We start from the raw sequence: 19,296 nt of genomic DNA, 5'->3' as shown, positions 1-19,296 counted from the left end.
TTACCTCATATTTTAAACTTTAAAAAATTTGCATCATTTTCAAAGATTAGATTTAACTGTTTGATTAACACTTCATCTTCTTTAAGCGTAGACTTAATACGTAAATAGCTCATTAAAATATTATCTGGATATAATGTTAATAATGTTTCAGCTTCTGCTTGACGTCCAGTTGCCATATAGACATGCCATTTTGCGAAGGTCAAAACCGGCAGATTCATATATTGATTTTCAAATTGAATAATTTTTTCTTCAACATCAGCATAGTCAGGAACCTGTTTAAGCAGTTGTTGCTGAAACCATAAATAAAATACTTCTGGATCAAACTGCTCTTTTAACAAGTGAAGGGTTAAGGCCGCATGTTGCATACTCATATCTGGCATACGGGCTAATAGTTTTAGCCATAACAACTTACTGCTATAAGGTCGAGTTTGAATTTCAGACTCTAAATCTAAATAACGTTGCTGTAAGGCCTGTAAGTCATCAATAGAAGCTTGATCAAATTGCTGAAGAAGTTGCTGCAACCATAAATCACGGTGTTCCGCATCTAGCAAACCATATTTCATGGAACGTAAATATACCCATGGATGTTGCAGCGCTAATTGCCCCCACAGAGCAGTTAATCTTTGCTGGTAGGCAGTTTCTATTTCTTGTAACCAAGGCGATAACTGATGTTGGTATAAAAATTCGAGATGAGTTAATGCGCGGTCGGCTTCATTTTGAGCTAAAAAGATTTCAATTCGTTGTAACTCTGCCAATTCAAATGCCATAGGTGATGATTGATCGAGAGCAGCTAATGCTTTTGGATAGTCGCCACTTAAAACCAAAAATTTGGCATCAATAATATTTTTTAAAAGTCCTGATTGGGTAAAAACACGTTCAATAAATACACGTTGATCTTCGGCAGCCTCTAATAACCAGACAATACCTAATTGTTCATAGGGGTGAAGGTTTTTAAACTGGAAGATGTTTTCACTTTTTCTTTGTTCACGAGATGAATAACGTTTAATCCATAGCCATACGAGTTGAGCAATAAAACTCATCACTACAAAAGTAAGGGTTAACCCCCAGACATTTGTTTGCAACTGCAATTGTCGCCAATAAATATAAACATACCCCATTCCATAGCCATAACTAAATAAAGCTAATGCTGCAAAGAGTATTAAGCTGATTACGAAATAAACCCACAGGAGGTGTTTCATATATCCTCCTTATGAGCCAATGAGCCCAAGTGTAGAGAGTTTAGGAACTGGCACTACCGATAAATGTGCCACTTTAGCAATACGTTTTTTTAACTGCTGACTGGTTGCATCAGGCATTTCATCTAACTTTTGCATCACCGATTGCAACTCATTTTGATACTCAGTCATTTTTCCTTGATTGAGTGCCTGTTCGGCAATTAACAATCTTAATTGCACTTCTTTCAGCACGACACTTCGACTCATTAAATTAATAGACGGCGTTTCTACTTTTTCTATGCGGAACCATTTTTTCCACCAAGACACAGTCTCGGATTGATCCATTTCAAGTTTAGGCTGGGCTAAGGCTTGTTGAATATTCTTATCAATGTTCTGTAATAAATCATCAATTAATTGATGACGTTGATTTTGAGCCAAAGTGAACTGTTGAACTGCCTGTTTATCCTGCTCAAGCGATTGATTCAAGCTATGCTGCAATGCAGGAGCAATTTCATAGTGCACAAGCGATTGCTGTAACTGGTTTAATTGATCAACCGCATAAATCAATTGCTGCTGATCAATTGCAAATTGAATTAAATCTAACTTTTGTTTAATTAAAACTGTAGGGGCAATACCTATCGGTGGAGCATCTAGTTGAACCACTGAACTAGTTTTATTCCCTGTATTTACGGGTTGATTCTGCAACTGTCGCTGTAAAGCAACTAATTGATCATTTAAATTGGCATAGTGCTGTTCTGATTGCAGCAGACTTTGTTTGAGCTCGGGAACAGTACGAGAAATTTGCCACATATCGTAACTGAGCTTAGCCAACCAAGCTACGCCCAGTAAAATGATGATAGAAACAAGTTTTCTCATATGAATCCTTATAATGCCTGAATGTGATGAATCATCCCCGAAGGCGATAAATTTTCAAGTTGAATAATGTGAAAATGAGCCTGTTGCTGATCGCGATACTCTTTAACAATTTGAAAAAGACGAGGTCCTAAAACCAGATATACACCATCAGGTTGTACATTATTTTTTGAACAAAGCTCTAACCAATATTTCCAGCTGGCCTCACTGGTAATTAAGACCAGCCATTTATTTAAATTATAATTTGAATTCTGTGTCAGGTGTTTGAATGTAGAATATGAAGCTTCCGGGCACTGCCGATGATATAGAACAAAATTTAAAATCTGAATTCCTTGTTGTTGCAAGGTCTCCATCATAAATTGGCGACCACCTTCTCCCCGCCAAAAAGCCACACTACCCGTCTGGTGCATATTGTGCAGAATAGGTAGGTTCAACATTCCCTCAGAGGTTTCAACATCTGGGATATGTGCGTCTATTCCATATTCATTTAGACAATTTGCTGTTGCCTGCCCTACAGCAATCCATTGGATATGTTTTAAATCGCTAATTTTTAAGCCACTTTGTGCTAAATACTCCATGCCCATTTCAACAGCTGTTGGGCTGACAACAACAATAGCTTGCGCCTTAATTAATTGTTGGTAAAGCTGAAGTAAGTGTTCGGAAAAGGGTTTAGCAACGAGTTCTAAAAGAGGTAAAGACTCAACCTGATAACCTTCATTTTGCAAAGCATCTGTTAATTCAGCTGCACGAGAATCAGGTCGAGTATTAATAAACAACATGGTTTAGTAGAGGGCCTTTAATAGTTCACCCGCACCTTGATCAAGTAAATTTCGAGCAAGGTTCTCACCCAATTGCTGAGCATTATTGGCTTCATCTGTCATTTCCGCACGTAATAATGTTTGGCCATCAGGACTTCCAACACGACCTTCGATATGGATTTGACCATTTTGTAGTGTGGCATAACCTGCAATTGGGACCTGACAACCACCTTCAAGATAGGCATTAAATGCACGTTCAGCACGTACACAAACATCTGTTTCTTCGTGTAATAAAGGTTGAATTAAAGCCAATACATCTTGGTCAGCTGCACGGCATTCTAGACCCAATGCACCTTGTCCCACAGCAGGCAAACTAATATCTGGTGTTAAACAATGACGGATACGTTCTGACAAACCTAGACGCTTCAAACCGGCACTGGCCAGAATAATCGCATCGTATTGACCTTCATCTAGCTTCGCTAAACGTGTACCAACATTTCCACGCAAGTCAATAATTTGCAAATCAGGACGTTGTTTTAAAATCTGAGATTTTCGACGCAAGCTTGATGTGCCGACTTTTGCACCTTGTGGTAAATCAGCGAATGTTTCAAAATGATTTGAAACAAAAGCATCTAATGGATCTTCACGCTCACAAATCACTGCTAAGGTTAAACCTTCTGGCAAAGCCATCGGGACATCTTTCATTGAATGTACAGCCAAATCTGCACGCCCATCTAAAAGTGCTGCTTCCAACTCTTTAACGAACAACCCCTTGCCCCCAATTTTTGCTAAAGGCGTATCTAAAATTTTATCGCCCTGCGTGACAAATTTAACCAATTCCACTGTTAAATCAGGGTGAAGCTCCTGTAAACGGGCACGAATATGTTCTGCCTGCCAAAGAGCAAGAGGGCTTTGTCGCGTAGCAATTTTCAAGGTTTTCATAAATTCAAGCATGGGCTGGTCAAACAATACACCCTAAACTTAACTTGATCCCTTAAAATTGCAAGTAAAATCTCGCAAGTCCAAGATCACTCTTTTAAATTTAGAGCTGATGAATTCGCTCTCTAAGCGTAGACAAATGTCGACGGCTCACTGAAAGCCTTTCATCAAGACCTCGTAATCTAACCTGATATTGTCCCGAACTAACCAGCTCTAGCCCATCTAGATATGCAACTGCAACCAACGCGTTTCGATGAATACGAATAAACTGATCTGCAAATTCGGTTTCAAGTTCTTTTAATGTTTCATCTATTAATACACTGCCGTTTTGATGACGCACCGTGACATATTTCTGATCTGCTAAAAAATAATAGATATTCTCAACAGGAATCAGCTCAACGCCACGATAGGTTTTTGCAGCAATTTGATGGCGCTGTGTTTTTAGATCATGTAAAAATTCATGTGGTGGCAAAGCACTTAGCTGTGCTCGAGTAAGCTGTGTCAATTGTCCAAAAGCTTGTTCAAGTTCTACTGGATCAATCGGCTTAAGAAGATATGCTTGAGCCTGAGATTTAAAAGCTTCTAATGCATGCTGATCATAGGCGGTACAAAACACAATCGCAGGCCGAGGATTTAACTGGCTTAACTGTTCTGCACAGACGAGACCATTCATACCTGGCATTTGAATATCAAGTAAGATTACATCCGGTTGATGAAGCCGTGCCTGTTCTAAGGCCTCCTGTCCATGATGAGCCGTTGATACAACTTCATGTCCCATCTTTGAAACTAAACGTGACAAACGCTCCACTGCAAGTGGTTCATCGTCACAAATTAGCACCTTCATTCATCCTCCTTGTCACCGTTAACTTGGTCCATTTTTTTATGGTTAACTCTGACTGACTTATTATTTTGTTTGATATTGATAGCTCATAATAGTGGTATATAAAGCTTCGCCTTTATAAACCTGAAATCTAACGGTGTTCCCATAATACGCTTTCAGGCGCTGCTTAACATTTTCAAGAGCGATTCCATGCCCTTTCCGTGAATTTATTGTATCGTCTGTATATGGGTTGGTAATGACTATACTGACCTGATTTTGCAATATTTCAACCAATACCCCTATGGTTGCTTTACCCATCATTGGTTCTACCCCATGAAAAATACTATTCTCTAACAAGGGTTGTAATGTCAATAAAGGAATAGTGATCTGTTTGAGTTGCACAGGTGAAAGTTCGATCTTCCAATCTACTTTTAAACGCTCCCCCAAGCGAACCTGTTCAATCATTAAATATTGTTTACTGAGCTCGATTTCTTCATGCAGACTCACCAACTTCAATTCTTGGAAGCTCGCGCGAAATAGCCGCGACAAACTAATAAGCATGCTTTCTGCTTTATCTGGATCTATCGTAATTAAACTGACCACATTATTTAGACTATTAAATAAGAAGTGAGGATGAATTCGCGCTTGCATGGCCTGAATACGAGCATTTAATTCTGCATACTGCTGATGCAACCACTGTTCTCTGACATATAAATAACGTAAGCAGAAAGCCCCGAGTAATATTCCATAGCTTAGATATAAAGGTACATTGGTAAAGTAAATGCTCCAGTCCTGTGTTAAAGAAGCATGTTTATTTAAAAGACCAAACTGAAAAAAATTACTCATTAAAGTAGTCAAAACAACAATGCCTTGTAGCATCACAAAACCAATAGCCAAAGCAAACTCTTGACGTAAACTGCTAAAAAAACCTTGAAAGCGTTCAACCAAGGCAAAAAAAGACAATATTACCCAGTTAATAAAAATGATGTATTGAAAAAGTCTTCCCCCACTTAAGGCTTGCCAAGACTGCGCTTCAGCCAATGCCAAGACCAGTGCCAAAACATTACTTGCGATAATTAATTCGAATAAGTGTTGCCAACGCCCGCTTTTCGTAAAAAAATAGGAGGAATTTTGATTTCGGTATGCTGTAGGAAACAACTTTGTTTGTTGAGCTTCGGCAAGTGATATACTCTTTTTTATTTTACTGAGCCACCATGACCACATCTTCAAATCCCCCTAATTCAGTAACCCCAGACCAAACCTCAGGTATGTGGGGTGGTCGTTTTTCTGAAGCGACAGACGCTTTTGTAGCCGAATTTACCGCCTCTGTTCAGTTTGACCAACGTTTTTATAAGCAAGACATCGCTGGTTCGATTGCGCATGCTACCATGCTTGCGAAAGTTGGCGTACTTACAGAAGCAGAACGCGATGACATTATTGAAGGTTTAAGCACCATTCGCTCAGAAATTGAGGCTGGAAACTTTGAGTGGCGCATCGATCTTGAAGATGTTCACATGAACATTGAATCACGTTTGACTCAACGTATTGGCATTACAGGTAAAAAATTACACACAGGCCGTAGCCGTAACGATCAGGTTGCAACTGATATTCGTCTTTACCTGCGCGACGAAATTGATGATATTTTAAAATTATTAGAACGTTTACAAAAAGGCTTGTTAGGCTTGGCTGCCAAAAATGTAAATACAATTATGCCGGGCTTTACACACCTACAAACTGCTCAGCCTGTGACTTTTGGTCATCACTTGCTTGCATGGTTTGAAATGTTGGTACGTGACACTGAACGTCTTCAAGACTGTCGTAAGCGCGTTAACCGCATGCCACTTGGTTCTGCCGCTCTTGCTGGTACAACTTATCCAATTGACCGCGCATACACAGCAGAACTTTTAGGTTTTGAAGCTGTATCTGAAAACTCGCTTGATGCCGTATCTGACCGTGACTTTGCCATCGAATTTAATGCAGCTGCTGCACTGATCATGATGCATTTATCACGTATGTCAGAAGAACTCATTCTTTGGACTTCTGCACAGTTCAAATTTGTGAATATTCCTGACCGTTTCTGTACTGGTTCTTCAATTATGCCGCAGAAGAAAAATCCGGATGTTCCAGAACTTATCCGTGGTAAGTCTGGCCGTGTATTTGGTGACTTAATTAGCTTGCTTACGCTCATGAAAGGTCAACCATTGGCGTACAACAAAGATAACCAAGAAGATAAAGAACCTTTATTTGATGCGATCGATACGGTTCGTGGTTCACTCATGGCATTTGCAGACATGATTCCTGCATTGGTGCCAAATATTGAAATTATGCGTGAAGCTGCGCTTCGTGGATTCTCAACTGCAACCGATCTTGCTGACTACTTAGTGAAAAAAGGCGTTGCGTTCCGTGATGCGCATGAAATTGTAGGTAAAGCTGTTGCATTAGGTGTTGCTGAAGAAAAAGATTTATCTGAGTTAACACTTGAGCAATTACAACAATTCTCTGACCTAATTACAGCAGATGTATTTGATAAAGCCTTAACCCTAGAAGCTTCTGTAAATGCACGTGATCATATTGGTGGAACTTCACCAAAACAGGTTGAAGCTGCGATTGCGCGTGCCCATACACGTTTAGAACAGTTATACGCTTAAGGATAAAACATGAGTCGTCAAGTATTTTGCCGTAAATATCAAAAGGAAATGGAAGGTTTAGACTTCGCTCCTTTCCCGGGTGCTAAAGGCCAAGATTTTTTTGAAAATGTTTCTAAGCAAGCATGGCAAGAATGGTTGCAGCATCAAACTACGCTCATTAATGAAAAGCGTTTAAACGTGTTTGAACCAGAAGCTAAAAAGTTTCTTGAAGAACAACGTGAGAAATTCTTCAATAATGATGAAAGTGTAGAAAAAGCTGAAGGCTGGAAACCAGAATAATCGGTTTGTTTTAGCTTAATCATCATTAAAAAGGCGGGTCTATATACATAGACCCGCCTTTTTTTACGTGAAACTTACACAAACATAAAAAGCCTTACATAGAGAGCACAGGACTCTACATGACATCAAAAAGCGAAGAACTTAATATCACTCTATAGCAAGAAGAACACGATCCCTGTCGTGTTTATGCACTTGATTTTCTGTCCTGAACTTCCCCCCAAAGTTCGGGACATTTTTTTATCTATTATTTTTAAAAATAAAAAAGCCTTACTTGAAACAAGGCTTTTAAATATTTTCAGCTCACGATTACTTTTCGTGAACTTTTGCTTCAATTTCTTCAATTTTGGTATGACGAGCGTCAAAGCCTTTCGCCATATAAATCACCTGCTCAGCAATATTACGAGCATGATCGCCAATACGCTCTAATGAACGTAAAACCCACATCACATTAATCACACGAGCAATATGGCGCGGATCTTCGATCATATAGGTCATTAATGTACGTGTCGCAGACTGATATTCGCGGTCAATGTCAGCATCGGCTAAAAGTACACGTAAAGCTTGATCTGCATCTAAACGTGCAAAAGCATCAAGTGCATCATGAATCATGACACGAACTTGGTTACCAATATGACGTGTTTCCATGTAGCCACGAGGCGAACCACCCTCTTCACACAGATTTTGTGCAATACGGGCTATTTTTGCCGCTTCATCACCAATACGCTCAAGGTCAGTATTGGCTTTGCTCATGGCAATAACCATACGTAAGTCAATCGCTGCCGGATGACGACGTGCTAAAATTAGCGTCAAACCTTCATCAATATCACGTTCATATTGATTGACTGCATTATCTTTAAATTGAACATCAATTGCTAAATTTGCGTCTGTATCAAGTAAAGAATGAATTGCATTGGCAACCTGTTGTTCGACCAAGCCACCCATGGTCATAAACTTTGTGTTTACATCTTGCAAATCTTCATTAAATTGAGAAGAAATATGATGGGTTAACACCGGATTACTTGGACTCAAGGGAAGCCTCCAACATGATGGCGCAGGAATAAAATGATTGAGCATTAAAACACAGCAATCATTAAGTTTTTATGACAAAATTAAATTTCAGATAAAAGCATTTACTTACTGATAGGTTAACCAGCTATTAAGCTCGACCAAATCTTTTTCACCTAATTGGCCTACCGCTGCTTTTAAACGAAGCACATTCAATAAATAGTCATACTGAGCATTAAGATAATCCTGTTTTGCAGAAAAAGCATTACGTTGGGCCAATAAAACATCAACCATACTTTTCAAGCCTTCGTTATAACTCGCTTTTGAGGCTTGAGAAACTAAAGAAGAGGAATCCATTGCGGCCTTTCTTGCTTCAAGTTTGGCTTGATCTGTGTCCACCTGCATAAAGGCACTTTTCACATCGACATTAGCACGGCGAATGGCTGCATCAAGTTGTGCCTGCGCTTTACTGGCTTCTACAGTGGCTTTTTTAATTGATGTTCGGGTACGTCCACCATTGAATAAATTCCAGTTCATTTCTACCCCGACCTGATCAAATTTTCCGTCAGTCGAAATGAGTGTCTCTGGTGTTTGTTTAGTATAGCCATAGCTTGCTACAGCATCTATTTGAGGATAAAGCGCGGCCTTTTCTACACGGCGCTGATCTTCACTATATTTTTGCTGTAAACGGGCTTGCTGGATCTTTAAGTTTTTTTGCTGGGCCAAAGAAAGCCAGTCATTAAGTTCTGCCGGATAAGGCTTTTGAAAATTAAAATCACTTCGCAGTACAGCAAGTTTATCTTGATAAGAACCAATATATTCAGAAAGCTGCTCTTGGGCCAAAAGTAATTGAACATTGGTTGAAATACGATTGGCTCTGGCATTTTGATATTGAGCATTTGCTTCACTCACATCACTACGCGCCACCAAACCTTCTTTGAGTTTGGCATTCATCATATTGAGCTGTTCAAGCAAAGCTTTTTCTTCTTGTAAATATGCAACACTCAACGCCTGCTGACGCAACACATTAAAATAGGCTTCTGCCACATTTAAAACATGATCTTGTTTTTGCAGTCTTAAAGTTATTTCACTTAAGGCAACCGAAGTTTTAACTTGCTTATAACCTTCCCAAGCATCCATTCGAAATAGTGGCTGGCGTGCAGTGAGAGTCGCTTGTCGAGTCGTTGACGTGTTACTTACCAAAGCATCTGACAGGCCTTCTTGATCAACACCCGGAAAGTTTGAACGTTTTACAGTTTGTCGATTACGGGTAATGTTTCCAGACAATGTGACGGTGGGTAATAACGCTCCCGTTGCCAAGCCTAAATTTAGTTGATCTGCTTCATATTGTTGTTGATTGGCTTGCCATGTCGGGTCATTTTGTTTTGCGCGCTCATACGCTTCAACCAAATCTAGAGCAAAACTCGAAGATGCAAAACTCCAAAGGCCAACAGCGACCATTAATTTTATTTTCATTGTTCAAATCAACGATAAAACTTGTCCTTAAGACTAAGAAAAATTCTAATCAAACTCAAGCCATTAAAAGTTTTAGTTTTTTAAGAGTCCTTAGTTTTTGACAAAACCAAAATACAAATAAAAATCAAAAACATGCCTATCCACCCCACCCATGAAACATGCTCACCCACCAGAACAATCGCAAAAATCGCAGCGACTAATGGTTCAAATAAAGTTAAGGTGGTAGCCTTGCTAGCATTTACTGTTTTTAGTCCAAAACCGAAAAGTAAATAACCCAAAAACATAGGAATTAGCATCATATAGCCAGCCACAAGTAGATTGGTTGAGCTTTGCAATAACCCTCCACCTGTAACTAACAAAGTAGGCAATAAAATAACTGCTCCACCACCCATAATCATGCCCATTGCAGCTTTAGCTGCAACACCCCGATCTATTAATCTTTTTGCAGCCCATGAATAAAGTGAATAAGTTGTAGCAGCGACCAGCCCAAGGAAAATACCGAAGAATTTATTCCATTGATTTGTACTCTCTTGAACCGCATGACTTTCGCCCATCGACAACATCGTTACGCCAAGTACCCCACACACAAAACTTAGAAACCAGATAGCCGATAAAGCTTTGCGGTCAAAGAATCGTTCTAAAATTGCTGCGATCAATGGAGCAGTACCAATTGAAACCACGGTACCAATCGTAATGCCCGCATAATGCATCGAGGAATAAAAGGCCAAAGGATAAATACCAACCGCGGCTATACCTAACAGCAATATTGAAAGATTTTTTCTTATGAATTGTCGGTTTTCCCGAATTGCTCTTGAAGCGACCAAAGCTTGTAAAAGACCTCCTCCACCCATCGCTACAGCGCCAATAGCAAGTGGGCCAAGTGTCGGTGCAAATGCTGCGGCCGTACCAGTTGTTCCCCACAAAACGGAAGCAACTAAAATCGCAATTGTGCCTCCATAGCTACTATTTTTAATGAGGCTAATCATGTGGACATTCTCTATTTAAAATGTCTTCAGCCATTTGTTTTGCCAAGAGGAGTTGACGACTGTTGCCTTCTAAGCCTGCTCGTGCCATAGAGCCTTCTAAAAGAAAAGAAAGCTGTGTCGCCACATAGTTAACACGCTGTGAGTCTGGTATTAATTTTTTTAAATGCTCAGCAACAATAGCCTCGACTTCTTCTTTATGCTGTCTTACAGAGCTTCGCCCTGTACTATTCGCCGGAAACTCAGCCGCAGCATTCAATAACCCACAGCCTCGAAACCCTTTTTCATAGGCAAATTCTGCATGGTCTTGATAGGCATCAAACACAGCCAAAATAGCTTCTTTCGCTGTTTTTGTTTTTTCTAAACGTGTTTGATAGAGATCAAGCCACTCTTGATGTCGTGCAGCAATGTAGGCATCTACAAGATCACCTTTTGAAGAAAAATTATTATAAAGCGACATCTTAGCAACATCTGCTTTAGCCGTAACCGAGTTAATGCCCGTTGCAGTAATGCCATCGTTATAAAATAAGGTTGCCGCTGCATCGAGAATTTTCTGTCTTGCTGTTTTATCATTCATAGTTTTAATTTAAGTAGACCGACCTACCCAATAATAAAGATTTCTAACAATGATGCAATCTTTTTAAGCGTTATAATTTGAGCAATATTAATTTCTATAAAAGTACTATGATGAAAAAAGTTCTAATGATGAGTATGTGCAGTGCACTACTTTTAGCTGGATGTAATAAAACATCAGAGCAAGATCAGCCTGTGTCTAAAGAGCAAAAAACAACTGAACAAAAGGCTACTCAAAAACAAGACAGTAGCTGCTTACAGATCATGGCTGCCATGCAGAAAATCGACCAAAACAGTAAAATAGAAGATTTAAATCAAATTAATGAAAAGCTTAAAACTTGTGTTCCCTCTTTAAAAAATGAGGAACAGCTTAAGCTGATTAATGCATCAACTGCCATGTATCAACGTTTTCTTAAACAAGACTACACTGACAAAACAGCTAGAGCTTTTGAAGCATTTGGCTATGCTGTTTTAGAACAGAAACAAGACCTTAAAAAGGTCATTCAAATTCAGAAAAAACTCTTCGTCCAACTTAGCCCGCGTGATCAATATTTACTTCAACATGAAGGTCAAGCCTACATTGAACTCCTTTATCAAGGTGAAGGCATGTTTACCTATCGACGTCAGCCAAACTATTTAGTTGATGTTTTTTCTAAAGCCTTACCAGCAGACCAAAAAGAGTTCTTAACGCGTATGGCGAAAGACAATCAAAATATTTTTTATAACGATGGTGCGTTGGCTATTTCTTGGAAAGAGCTCACTGAACGCGCATTGTTTTGGGAAAAATTTATTCAAAAATATCCAAAGAGCCTCTTTATTAGTGATGCCAAATTCCTCTTTAACGAATATCGCTATTTTATTTTCTTTGGCTTAGACAACACCCCTGTGTCAGATGAATATGCCCCGAACACATGGTTTGATAAAGATGCGCTTCAACAAATTCGGTTTCTCTCTACACAAAATGAGTCGAGTTTAGCGAAACCTGCTCAACTATTTCTTAAGTTTATTGCCACTCCTGTAGCGGAACGCAATAAACAATTTAAAATAGATTTAACTGATAAAAATGGTGATAAAAAATCAAATTATCAGATTACGCATGAACAACTTGAGCAGTTATTGAAATTTGATTCGCCATGGAACACTGAAGTCTATCGTGACTGCCATTTAGATGCGGTTTGTATAGATACAAATTGACAATGCCAGCCAACCTAAAACATGTTAGTCTGTAATTCGCTTGACGGAGCGCGAGTAATAGCTCGCTGAGATTGTGTAAACTCCGTGTTATCGCAACACAAGTTTGATCACAAGTACCGTTGAACCTGATCAGGTTAAGACCTGCGTAGGAATCAAGCCATCTGAAAACTTAAAGCCCCCAATTTATCTCGTAAAGATAAATCCGCCATCGTTTTTGGTCGTGCTTGATTCGTTGATGTTATTCATAAGGATCATGTGATGAACCAGTTAACGAATCTCTCTTCTGCTGAAATTTCAGCACAACATGAACAAGATGCAAAAGATTTAACTCGCATCTTACCCGCTTCTAAAAAAGTTTATATTGAAGGCTCTCGTCCTGACATTCAGGTACCAATGCGAGAAATTTCTTTAACAGATACTCCAACTGGTCTTGGCGGCGAACATAATCCCCCTGTTATGGTCTATGACACTTCAGGTGTTTATACCGACCCAAATGTTCAAATTGATTTAGATAAAGGTTTACCTTCAGTTCGCCAAAACTGGATTGAAGAACGTAATGACACCGACGTACTTTCTGGCTTAACTTCAAAGTTTGGTCAAGAACGTTTAAAAGACATCCGCACCGCTGATATTCGTTTTGCCCATATTCAAAATCCGCGCCGCGCTAAAGCTGGCAAAAATGTCACTCAAATGCACTATGCCAAGCAAGGTATTATCACACCTGAAATGGAATATATTGCAATTCGTGAGAATCAACGCCAGCGTGAAGGTATTGATATGCGTCAACATGCTGGACAAAATTTCGGTGCAAAAAACTTAAAAGAAATTACACCTGAATTTGTTCGTCAAGAAGTTGCTGAAGGTCGTGCGATCATTCCTGCCAACATTAACCATCCAGAACTTGAACCAATGATTATTGGTCGTAATTTCTTGGTTAAAATTAATGCCAACATTGGTAACTCAGCACTTGGTTCTTCAATTGACGAAGAAGTTGCCAAAATGACTTGGGCAACTCGTTGGGGTGCCGACACCATTATGGATTTGTCGACAGGTAAAAACATTCATGAAACACGTGAATGGATTATTCGTAACTCACCTGTTCCAATCGGTACCGTACCTATTTATCAAGCGCTTGAAAAAGTTGATGGTGTTGCAGAAGACCTAACATGGGAAATCTTCAAAGACACACTAATTGAACAAGCTGAGCAAGGCGTTGACTACTTCACGATTCACGCAGGTGTATTGCTTCGTTACGTTCCACTTACAGCAAACCGTTTAACAGGTATTGTGTCTCGTGGTGGTTCAATCATGGCGCAGTGGTGTCTAGCGCATCATGAAGAAAACTTCTTATACACTCATTTCGATGAAATCTGTGAAATCATGAAAGCTTATGACGTTTCATTTAGCTTAGGTGATGGCTTACGTCCGGGTTGTATTCAAGATGCAAATGACGAAGCACAGTTCAGCGAACTTAAAACACTCGGTGAACTCACTCATCGTGCATGGGAACATGATGTTCAAGTCATGATTGAAGGCCCTGGTCACGTACCAATGCACATGATCAAAGAAAACATGGACCTTCAGCTAGAAGTGTGTAAAGAAGCCCCATTCTATACGCTTGGCCCTTTAACGACTGATATCGCTCCGGGTTATGACCACATTACCTCTGCAATTGGTGCAGCCATGATTGGTTGGTACGGCACAGCAATGCTTTGCTATGTCACACCAAAAGAGCATTTGGGTTTACCAAACAAAAAAGATGTTAAAGATGGGATTATTACCTACAAGCTTGCAGCACATGCCGCCGATCTTGCGAAAGGACATCCGGGTGCGCAGGTGCGCGATAATGCCTTATCAAAAGCACGTTTTGAGTTCCGTTGGGATGATCAGTTCAACCTAAGCTTAGACCCTGATACAGCACGTAGTATGCATGATGAAACCTTACCAAAAGAGGCTCATAAATCTGCACACTTCTGCTCAATGTGTGGTCCAAAATTCTGTTCGATGAAAATCACTCAGAATGTACGTGACTATGCCAACAACCTCACCAATAACGATTCAGAGGTTGAAGAAGGCCTCAAAGCGATGAAAGAGGTTTATCAGGAGCAAGGTCAAAAACTGTATCATAAAGTGTAAATATTCAAAAAAAACACTTGCCTAGCCCTGATTCTCGGTTAGGATGAAATAAATAGATTTCGTCCTGACCGAATCATGAGTATTGTTGAACGTCCAAGTTATACATCTAAAGATGTCGAAGTAACATCACGTGAATCTTTATTCCGTGGTTTTATTCAAGTTGAAAAAGTCAGCCTTCGACATCGTCTATTTAATCAACCTGAATATACTCATGTATTGCAACGTGAACTCGTTCATCGGCCTGAAGCAGCTGGTGTACTCCTCTACAACGATCAAAAACAACAGTTTGCATTGATTGAACAGTTCCGTGTTGGGGCTTTAGACGACTCTCAATCACCATGGCAACTGGAAATCATTGCAGGCGTGTTAGATGGTGATGAATCACCAGAAAGTTGCATTCGACGAGAGAGTCTTGAAGAATCAGGTTGTGAAGTTCAGGATTTAGAGCACCTATTTAGCTTTTATCCGTCAGCTGGTGCTTGCTCAGAGTTATTTCATCTCTATGTTGCCGAAACTGAATTGCCCGCTAAAGGTGGTATATTTGGCGTAGATGATGAGGGTGAAAATATTCAATTGCACTTATTTAATTATAGTGAAATCCAGACTCTACTCAACAGTGGACGTTTAAGAAATGCTCCTGTCATTATGGCATTACAATGGCTGGCCCAACACGGCAAAACGATAATAAATCCGAAGAGGTAGGACGGTGACTTTTCAAGTCTCAACACTTTCACAAAAAGACCATGTCATTATACAAATTACCGATACCCACTTATTGGAGTATCCACATTTAGAATTTGTGGGTATGAATCCTGAAGAAAGTTTTCATGCCATTATTCAGCAAATACGAAATAAACATCCTGAAATTGATGCCATCGTCCATACGGGTGATCTGGCTCAAGCACCGACGCCTATTACCTACAAACGTTATATTCAATATATGCAAACGCTTGGTCTGCCTTTTTTTCAGACCTTAGGTAATCATGACAATGTTGACCATTTTCCATTGCATAAAGAGAACCATCAGGAACCGGTGGTAATTGGCTTAGGAAAATGGCGCGTTATTTTATTAAATAGTGCGGTAAAAGGTCATATTGATGGGCATCTATCAGAAGAACAACTAGAGAAATTAACGGCTTTACTCGAAGAGTTTGCAGACAACCCGATTCTGTTGGCTTGTCATCACCATCCTTTTGCCATGAAGTCAAAATGGATTGATCATCACAAGCTACAAAATTCTAATGCTTTACTGAATACATTGGCGCCGTTTAAAAATGTGAAAGCTTTAGTCTGTGGTCATGTTCATCAGGATTCCATAAACATTTGGCAAGGGGTCGAATTTTTCTCGACTCCATCGACAAGCGTTCAGTTTAAACCGTTTAGTAATGATTTTGCTTTAGATCAAAATGCTCCCGGCTACCGTTACATTCGTCTAAAAAACGATGGTAGTTTTGAAACAGAAGTCTTCCGTCTTGAAAATTTTCAAGGCCATATAAATACCGATATTTCAGGCTATTAGGTCTATTTCTTATATGCTTATATATAATTATGACTGGGGTAAACACGTTTTGAAAATATTTACGGGGCGGAATGACTATCATCTTGCAGGAAAAATCTATATGATGACGACCCGATGGGAAAATCCCATCGATGGTTTTCTATAAAAACACTTGCATATCACCATATTTTTTGCGTATAGATAATACGTGTATGATGAGGAATGCCCTATTATGGCGAATGACAACCACAACCAAGTTTTGGATGAACATACAGAAGTTGTAGTGGAAGGCGACAAAGCTTCTGCAAAACGTGCACGTAAAGTGAAACCTAAAACATCTGACATAGGCACAACTGCAAGTTTATTTGGTATTGCACCTTATCAACCTAAGAAAAATGAAGAGTACATGTCTGAAGGACAGCTCGAGCATTTCCGACAAATTCTGCAAGCATGGAAAGCTGAATTAATGTCTGAAGTTGATCGTACGTTAAATACGATGCAAGACGAATCAACTGCACTGCCAGATGTAAACGACCGTGCGACCCAAGAAGAAGAATTTGCAATTGAATTACGTACACGTGACCGTGAACGTAAGTTGATTCGTAAAATCGAACAATCTATGGAAGCAATTAAAAACGAAGACTACGGTTTCTGTGAAACATGTGGTATCGAAATCGGTTTACGTCGTTTAGAAGCACGTCCAACTGCAACTTTATGTATTGATTGCAAAACTTTGGCAGAAATCAAAGAGAAGCAAAATAACGGTTAATATGACCGCTGTAGCTACTCAAGAGAAGCCTAGCTTTTCATACTCAGGCCGGTTTGCGCCCTCGCCAACCGGCCCTTTGCATTTTGGATCACTCATTACTGCTGTTGCCAGCTATTGCGACGCAAAAGCCCATCAAGGCAAATGGCTGGTTCGTGTCGAAGACACAGATATCCCTCGTATTTATCCCGGCAGTGAGGAGCATATTCTCACCTCACTCGAAGCCTTCCAGTTCGAACCCGATGCCGAGATCATCTTTCAAAAAAACCGTTTAGATATTTATGAAAGCGTATTAGACCAACTTAAGAAAGAAGGTCTGATTTATGCATGTCAATGTACGCGCAAAATGCTCGGATCAAATGCAATCTATGCAGGTACTTGCCGTGATCTCAATCTTGATTTTCAAGGTCAAGCGATACGGGTAAAAGTTCAAAATCAGCAGATCTGTTTTGATGATCGATTGCAAGGAATTCATTGCTCCAATCTACAACACGATCTCGGAGACTTCGTCCTTAAGCGCCGCGATGGGATTATTAATTATCAACTTGCCGTGGTCGTGGATGATTATCTACAAGGTATTACCCATGTCGTTCGAGGCGCAGACTTATTAGATAACACCGAACGTCAGATCTGGCTGGGACAGCTTCTAGGTTATCCTAAACTGAGCTATATGCACCTTCCCCTCGCCATGAATGATCAAGGACAAAAGCTCTCTAAACAAAATCTTGCGCAAGCACTCGACTTATCAAAAGCGCCTGAACTACTCCAAAAAGCAATACAAGCCTTAGGACAAGCTAAGGTTGATCTAGATCAACCTAGAGTGATGCTAAGGCAGGCTGTAGCGCAGTGGAATGTCGATTTAATCCCCCATGGGCAAGAGCTCAGCGGAACATATCTATAAATAATAAAAAAAGCCCGATATCAAATCGGGCTTTTTTAAACTTCTAAATACTCAATTAGAAGTTCGACTCTTCTCGTTCTGGGTTGACTTCTTGGGTTGAAGCATCAATCTTTAAGATTAAGCTAATCATCGCAGCACACATCATTAAAGACGTACCACCATAACTAATGAATGGCAAAGTCAAACCTTTAGTCGGCATCAAGCCCATATTCATGCCTGCATTTACCAAGATCTGGAGCAAGAAAATAATGCTAATACCGTAAGCTAAATAGCCTGCGCGAAGGTAATGATGTTTCAAAGCACGGTGACCAATTTTGATACAACATGCTAGCATCAAGAAAGACAAAGCAATGACAATGGAAATCCCTATGAAACCAAACTCTTCACCTAACACTGCCAACATAAAGTCAGTATGCGCTTCAGGTAAATAAGATAGTTTTTGTACACTATGCCCCAAGCCTGTACCAAACCATTCACCTCGACCAAAAGCCATTAAGGCATTTGATAACTGATAACCCACACCTAACGGATCTGCCCATGGGTCGGTAAACGAAATCAAACGTTGGAAACGGTAGGGTTCAAATAAGATCAAAAACACAATACCCGTGACAATCGCACCAAGCATGATTAAGAACTGAGTTGGAGGCGCACCAGCTAAAAAGAACACCCCAACCATCATCATGACAATAACGACCGTTGCCCCTAGGTCAGGCTCAGCAATAATCAAACCGACTGTGATTGCCATAACCCCACTTAAACGCAATAAGCCTTTCCAATGAGTACGAACCTCTTTGGCACGGCGTACAACGTAGTCTGCGGTAAAAATTGCCATCATGACTTTGGCAACCTCGGTTGGCTGCAAGGTAAAGCCACCAATCTTAATCCAACGCGTAGATCCGTTGACTTCCGAACCCACCACCAAAGCAGCAAGCAACAGAACCATGGTTAATAGCCACAGCGGAAAGGTATTTTTAAACCACGTATTAAGTGATATCCGATAGGTCAAATAAGCCACTACACCTGCAGCGACAATCGAAATACCATGACGAATCACATAGTGAAACGGGTTTTCATGCATATATTCAGCATAGGGCATCGAAGCAGATGCAACCATCACTGAACCGATACACAATAATGCAACGACACAGAAAATCAGGACATTACGTGGCGTCACTTCCGCTGGCCATTTAGGCAATATCCGTTCATACCAATGATTGATTTTCTGGATTGTGGTCTGAGCTAAGCCTGCCATACTACATTCCTAATCATGTT

The 19,296-nt window shown here is 40.0% G+C and carries 19 protein-coding genes and 1 riboswitch; of the genes, 8 read left to right on the top strand and 11 right to left on the bottom strand.

Annotation, left to right across the window (positions count from 1 at the left end; translation table 11 throughout):
• Window positions 1-5 precede the first annotated feature (5 nt).
• The 6 genes from AWW73_RS02980 to AWW73_RS02955 all read right to left on the bottom strand — a co-directional run bounded on the left by AWW73_RS02980 (window position 6) and on the right by AWW73_RS02955 (window position 5,789).
• Window positions 6-1,199 (bottom strand): hypothetical protein, encoded by a 1,194-nt coding sequence (locus tag AWW73_RS02980; RefSeq protein ID WP_062848702.1) that lies wholly within the window; start codon window positions 1,197-1,199, stop codon window positions 6-8.
• Window positions 1,200-1,208: 9 nt separating this feature from the next.
• Window positions 1,209-2,051, bottom strand: coding sequence for a hypothetical protein (locus AWW73_RS02975; protein WP_062848701.1), 843 nt, complete (start codon window positions 2,049-2,051; stop codon window positions 1,209-1,211).
• An 8-nt stretch (window positions 2,052-2,059) separates the two neighbouring features.
• Window positions 2,060-2,827: a uroporphyrinogen-III synthase gene (locus tag AWW73_RS02970; RefSeq protein WP_062848700.1), complete on the bottom strand. Its 768-nt coding sequence runs from the start codon at window positions 2,825-2,827 to the stop codon at window positions 2,060-2,062.
• A gap of 3 nt (window positions 2,828-2,830) precedes the next feature.
• Window positions 2,831-3,748, bottom strand: a complete 918-nt coding sequence (hemC, locus tag AWW73_RS02965) for a hydroxymethylbilane synthase (protein WP_205630318.1) — start codon at window positions 3,746-3,748, stop codon at window positions 2,831-2,833.
• Between the two features lie 100 nt (window positions 3,749-3,848).
• Window positions 3,849-4,589: a LytR/AlgR family response regulator transcription factor gene (locus AWW73_RS02960; RefSeq protein ID WP_016144122.1), complete on the bottom strand. Its 741-nt coding sequence runs from the start codon at window positions 4,587-4,589 to the stop codon at window positions 3,849-3,851.
• 60 nt (window positions 4,590-4,649) lie between these two features.
• On the bottom strand, window positions 4,650-5,789 hold the full coding sequence (locus tag AWW73_RS02955) for a sensor histidine kinase (RefSeq protein WP_062848699.1): 1,140 nt from the start codon (window positions 5,787-5,789) through the stop codon (window positions 4,650-4,652).
• On the opposite strand from AWW73_RS02955, the gene argH reads away from it, so the two are divergent.
• Window positions 5,780-7,213: an argininosuccinate lyase gene (gene argH / locus AWW73_RS02950; protein WP_002121138.1), complete on the top strand. Its 1,434-nt coding sequence runs from the start codon at window positions 5,780-5,782 to the stop codon at window positions 7,211-7,213. The genes AWW73_RS02955 and argH overlap by 10 nt on opposite strands.
• A 9-nt stretch (window positions 7,214-7,222) precedes the next feature.
• Window positions 7,223-7,492: an oxidative damage protection protein gene (locus AWW73_RS02945; protein ID WP_000089995.1), complete on the top strand. Its 270-nt coding sequence runs from the start codon at window positions 7,223-7,225 to the stop codon at window positions 7,490-7,492.
• Window positions 7,493-7,798: 306 nt separating this feature from the next.
• Here AWW73_RS02945 and phoU read toward each other — a convergent pair whose 3' ends face one another.
• From phoU to AWW73_RS02925, 4 genes are all read right to left on the bottom strand, one after another.
• Window positions 7,799-8,521 carry a phosphate signaling complex protein PhoU gene (gene phoU / locus AWW73_RS02940; protein WP_013199117.1) on the bottom strand — a complete coding sequence of 241 codons (723 nt, stop codon included), beginning with the start codon at window positions 8,519-8,521 and terminating at the stop codon, window positions 7,799-7,801.
• Window positions 8,522-8,626: 105 nt separating this feature from the next.
• Window positions 8,627-9,973, bottom strand: a complete 1,347-nt coding sequence (gene abuO / locus AWW73_RS02935; protein WP_016142433.1) for a multidrug efflux outer membrane protein AbuO — start codon at window positions 9,971-9,973, stop codon at window positions 8,627-8,629.
• Window positions 9,974-10,053: 80 nt separating this feature from the next.
• On the bottom strand, window positions 10,054-10,959 hold the full coding sequence (locus AWW73_RS02930) for a DMT family transporter (protein ID WP_062848698.1): 906 nt from the start codon (window positions 10,957-10,959) through the stop codon (window positions 10,054-10,056).
• Complete coding sequence (locus tag AWW73_RS02925; RefSeq protein WP_061874312.1) at window positions 10,952-11,533, bottom strand: TetR/AcrR family transcriptional regulator; 582 nt, start codon at window positions 11,531-11,533, stop codon at window positions 10,952-10,954. Before AWW73_RS02925 ends, AWW73_RS02930 begins: the two co-directional genes overlap by 8 nt.
• Window positions 11,534-11,640: 107 nt before the next feature.
• Between AWW73_RS02925 and AWW73_RS02920 the strand changes: the two genes are divergently transcribed.
• The 6 genes from AWW73_RS02920 (at window position 11,641) to gluQRS (ending at window position 18,024) form a co-directional block, all read left to right on the top strand.
• Window positions 11,641-12,723 (top strand): hypothetical protein, encoded by a 1,083-nt coding sequence (locus AWW73_RS02920; RefSeq protein WP_202968036.1) that lies wholly within the window; start codon window positions 11,641-11,643, stop codon window positions 12,721-12,723.
• A 34-nt stretch (window positions 12,724-12,757) separates the two neighbouring features.
• A riboswitch (TPP riboswitch) is annotated at window positions 12,758-12,892 on the top strand.
• Between the two features lie 89 nt (window positions 12,893-12,981).
• The gene (gene thiC, locus AWW73_RS02915; RefSeq protein WP_005079439.1) at window positions 12,982-14,859 is read left to right on the top strand and encodes a phosphomethylpyrimidine synthase ThiC; all 1,878 of its coding nucleotides are present in this window, start codon (window positions 12,982-12,984) and stop codon (window positions 14,857-14,859) included.
• 75 nt (window positions 14,860-14,934) lie between these two features.
• Window positions 14,935-15,561, top strand: a complete 627-nt coding sequence (locus AWW73_RS02910; protein ID WP_016144116.1) for an NUDIX domain-containing protein — start codon at window positions 14,935-14,937, stop codon at window positions 15,559-15,561.
• A 4-nt stretch (window positions 15,562-15,565) separates the two neighbouring features.
• Window positions 15,566-16,378 (top strand): 3',5'-cyclic-AMP phosphodiesterase, encoded by an 813-nt coding sequence (gene cpdA / locus AWW73_RS02905; protein ID WP_062848697.1) that lies wholly within the window; start codon window positions 15,566-15,568, stop codon window positions 16,376-16,378.
• Between the two features lie 211 nt (window positions 16,379-16,589).
• On the top strand, window positions 16,590-17,126 hold the full coding sequence (gene dksA, locus AWW73_RS02900; protein ID WP_002121205.1) for an RNA polymerase-binding protein DksA: 537 nt from the start codon (window positions 16,590-16,592) through the stop codon (window positions 17,124-17,126).
• A gap of 1 nt (window position 17,127) precedes the next feature.
• Window positions 17,128-18,024 carry a tRNA glutamyl-Q(34) synthetase GluQRS gene (gene gluQRS, locus AWW73_RS02895; protein ID WP_062848696.1) on the top strand — a complete coding sequence of 299 codons (897 nt, stop codon included), beginning with the start codon at window positions 17,128-17,130 and terminating at the stop codon, window positions 18,022-18,024.
• A 55-nt stretch (window positions 18,025-18,079) separates the two neighbouring features.
• On the opposite strand, the gene ftsW is transcribed toward gluQRS, so the two are convergent.
• Window positions 18,080-19,276 carry a putative lipid II flippase FtsW gene (gene ftsW, locus AWW73_RS02890; protein WP_062848695.1) on the bottom strand — a complete coding sequence of 399 codons (1,197 nt, stop codon included), beginning with the start codon at window positions 19,274-19,276 and terminating at the stop codon, window positions 18,080-18,082.
• Between the last annotated feature and the right edge of the window lie 20 nt (window positions 19,277-19,296).

Origin of the sequence: Acinetobacter lactucae, assembly GCF_001605885.1 — a bacterium.
GTDB lineage: Bacteria > Pseudomonadota > Gammaproteobacteria > Pseudomonadales > Moraxellaceae > Acinetobacter > Acinetobacter lactucae.
Note: the sequence above shows the minus strand (reverse complement) of the source record. Positions and strands in the feature narration are given on the sequence as shown.

Bases quoted from the DNA above. Each gene is read 5' to 3' on its own strand.
- thiC (WP_005079439.1), top strand. From the start codon at position 12,982: ATGAACCAGTTAACGAATCTCTCTTCTGCTGAAATTTCAGCACAACAT.
- AWW73_RS02960 (WP_016144122.1), bottom strand. From the start codon at position 4,589: ATGAAGGTGCTAATTTGTGACGATGAACCACTTGCAGTGGAGCGTTTG.
- ftsW (WP_062848695.1), bottom strand. From the start codon at position 19,276: ATGGCAGGCTTAGCTCAGACCACAATCCAGAAAATCAATCATTGGTAT.
- gluQRS (WP_062848696.1), top strand. From the start codon at position 17,128: ATGACCGCTGTAGCTACTCAAGAGAAGCCTAGCTTTTCATACTCAGGC.
- AWW73_RS02945 (WP_000089995.1), top strand. From the start codon at position 7,223: ATGAGTCGTCAAGTATTTTGCCGTAAATATCAAAAGGAAATGGAAGGT.
- abuO (WP_016142433.1), bottom strand. From the start codon at position 9,973: ATGAAAATAAAATTAATGGTCGCTGTTGGCCTTTGGAGTTTTGCATCT.
- AWW73_RS02920 (WP_202968036.1), top strand. From the start codon at position 11,641: ATGATGAAAAAAGTTCTAATGATGAGTATGTGCAGTGCACTACTTTTA.
- AWW73_RS02925 (WP_061874312.1), bottom strand. From the start codon at position 11,533: ATGAATGATAAAACAGCAAGACAGAAAATTCTCGATGCAGCGGCAACC.
- AWW73_RS02930 (WP_062848698.1), bottom strand. From the start codon at position 10,959: ATGATTAGCCTCATTAAAAATAGTAGCTATGGAGGCACAATTGCGATT.
- dksA (WP_002121205.1), top strand. From the start codon at position 16,590: ATGGCGAATGACAACCACAACCAAGTTTTGGATGAACATACAGAAGTT.
- AWW73_RS02975 (WP_062848701.1), bottom strand. From the start codon at position 2,051: ATGAGAAAACTTGTTTCTATCATCATTTTACTGGGCGTAGCTTGGTTG.
- AWW73_RS02980 (WP_062848702.1), bottom strand. From the start codon at position 1,199: ATGAAACACCTCCTGTGGGTTTATTTCGTAATCAGCTTAATACTCTTT.
- AWW73_RS02970 (WP_062848700.1), bottom strand. From the start codon at position 2,827: ATGTTGTTTATTAATACTCGACCTGATTCTCGTGCAGCTGAATTAACA.
- argH (WP_002121138.1), top strand. From the start codon at position 5,780: ATGACCACATCTTCAAATCCCCCTAATTCAGTAACCCCAGACCAAACC.
- hemC (WP_205630318.1), bottom strand. From the start codon at position 3,748: ATGAAAACCTTGAAAATTGCTACGCGACAAAGCCCTCTTGCTCTTTGG.
- AWW73_RS02910 (WP_016144116.1), top strand. From the start codon at position 14,935: ATGAGTATTGTTGAACGTCCAAGTTATACATCTAAAGATGTCGAAGTA.
- AWW73_RS02955 (WP_062848699.1), bottom strand. From the start codon at position 5,789: ATGTGGTCATGGTGGCTCAGTAAAATAAAAAAGAGTATATCACTTGCC.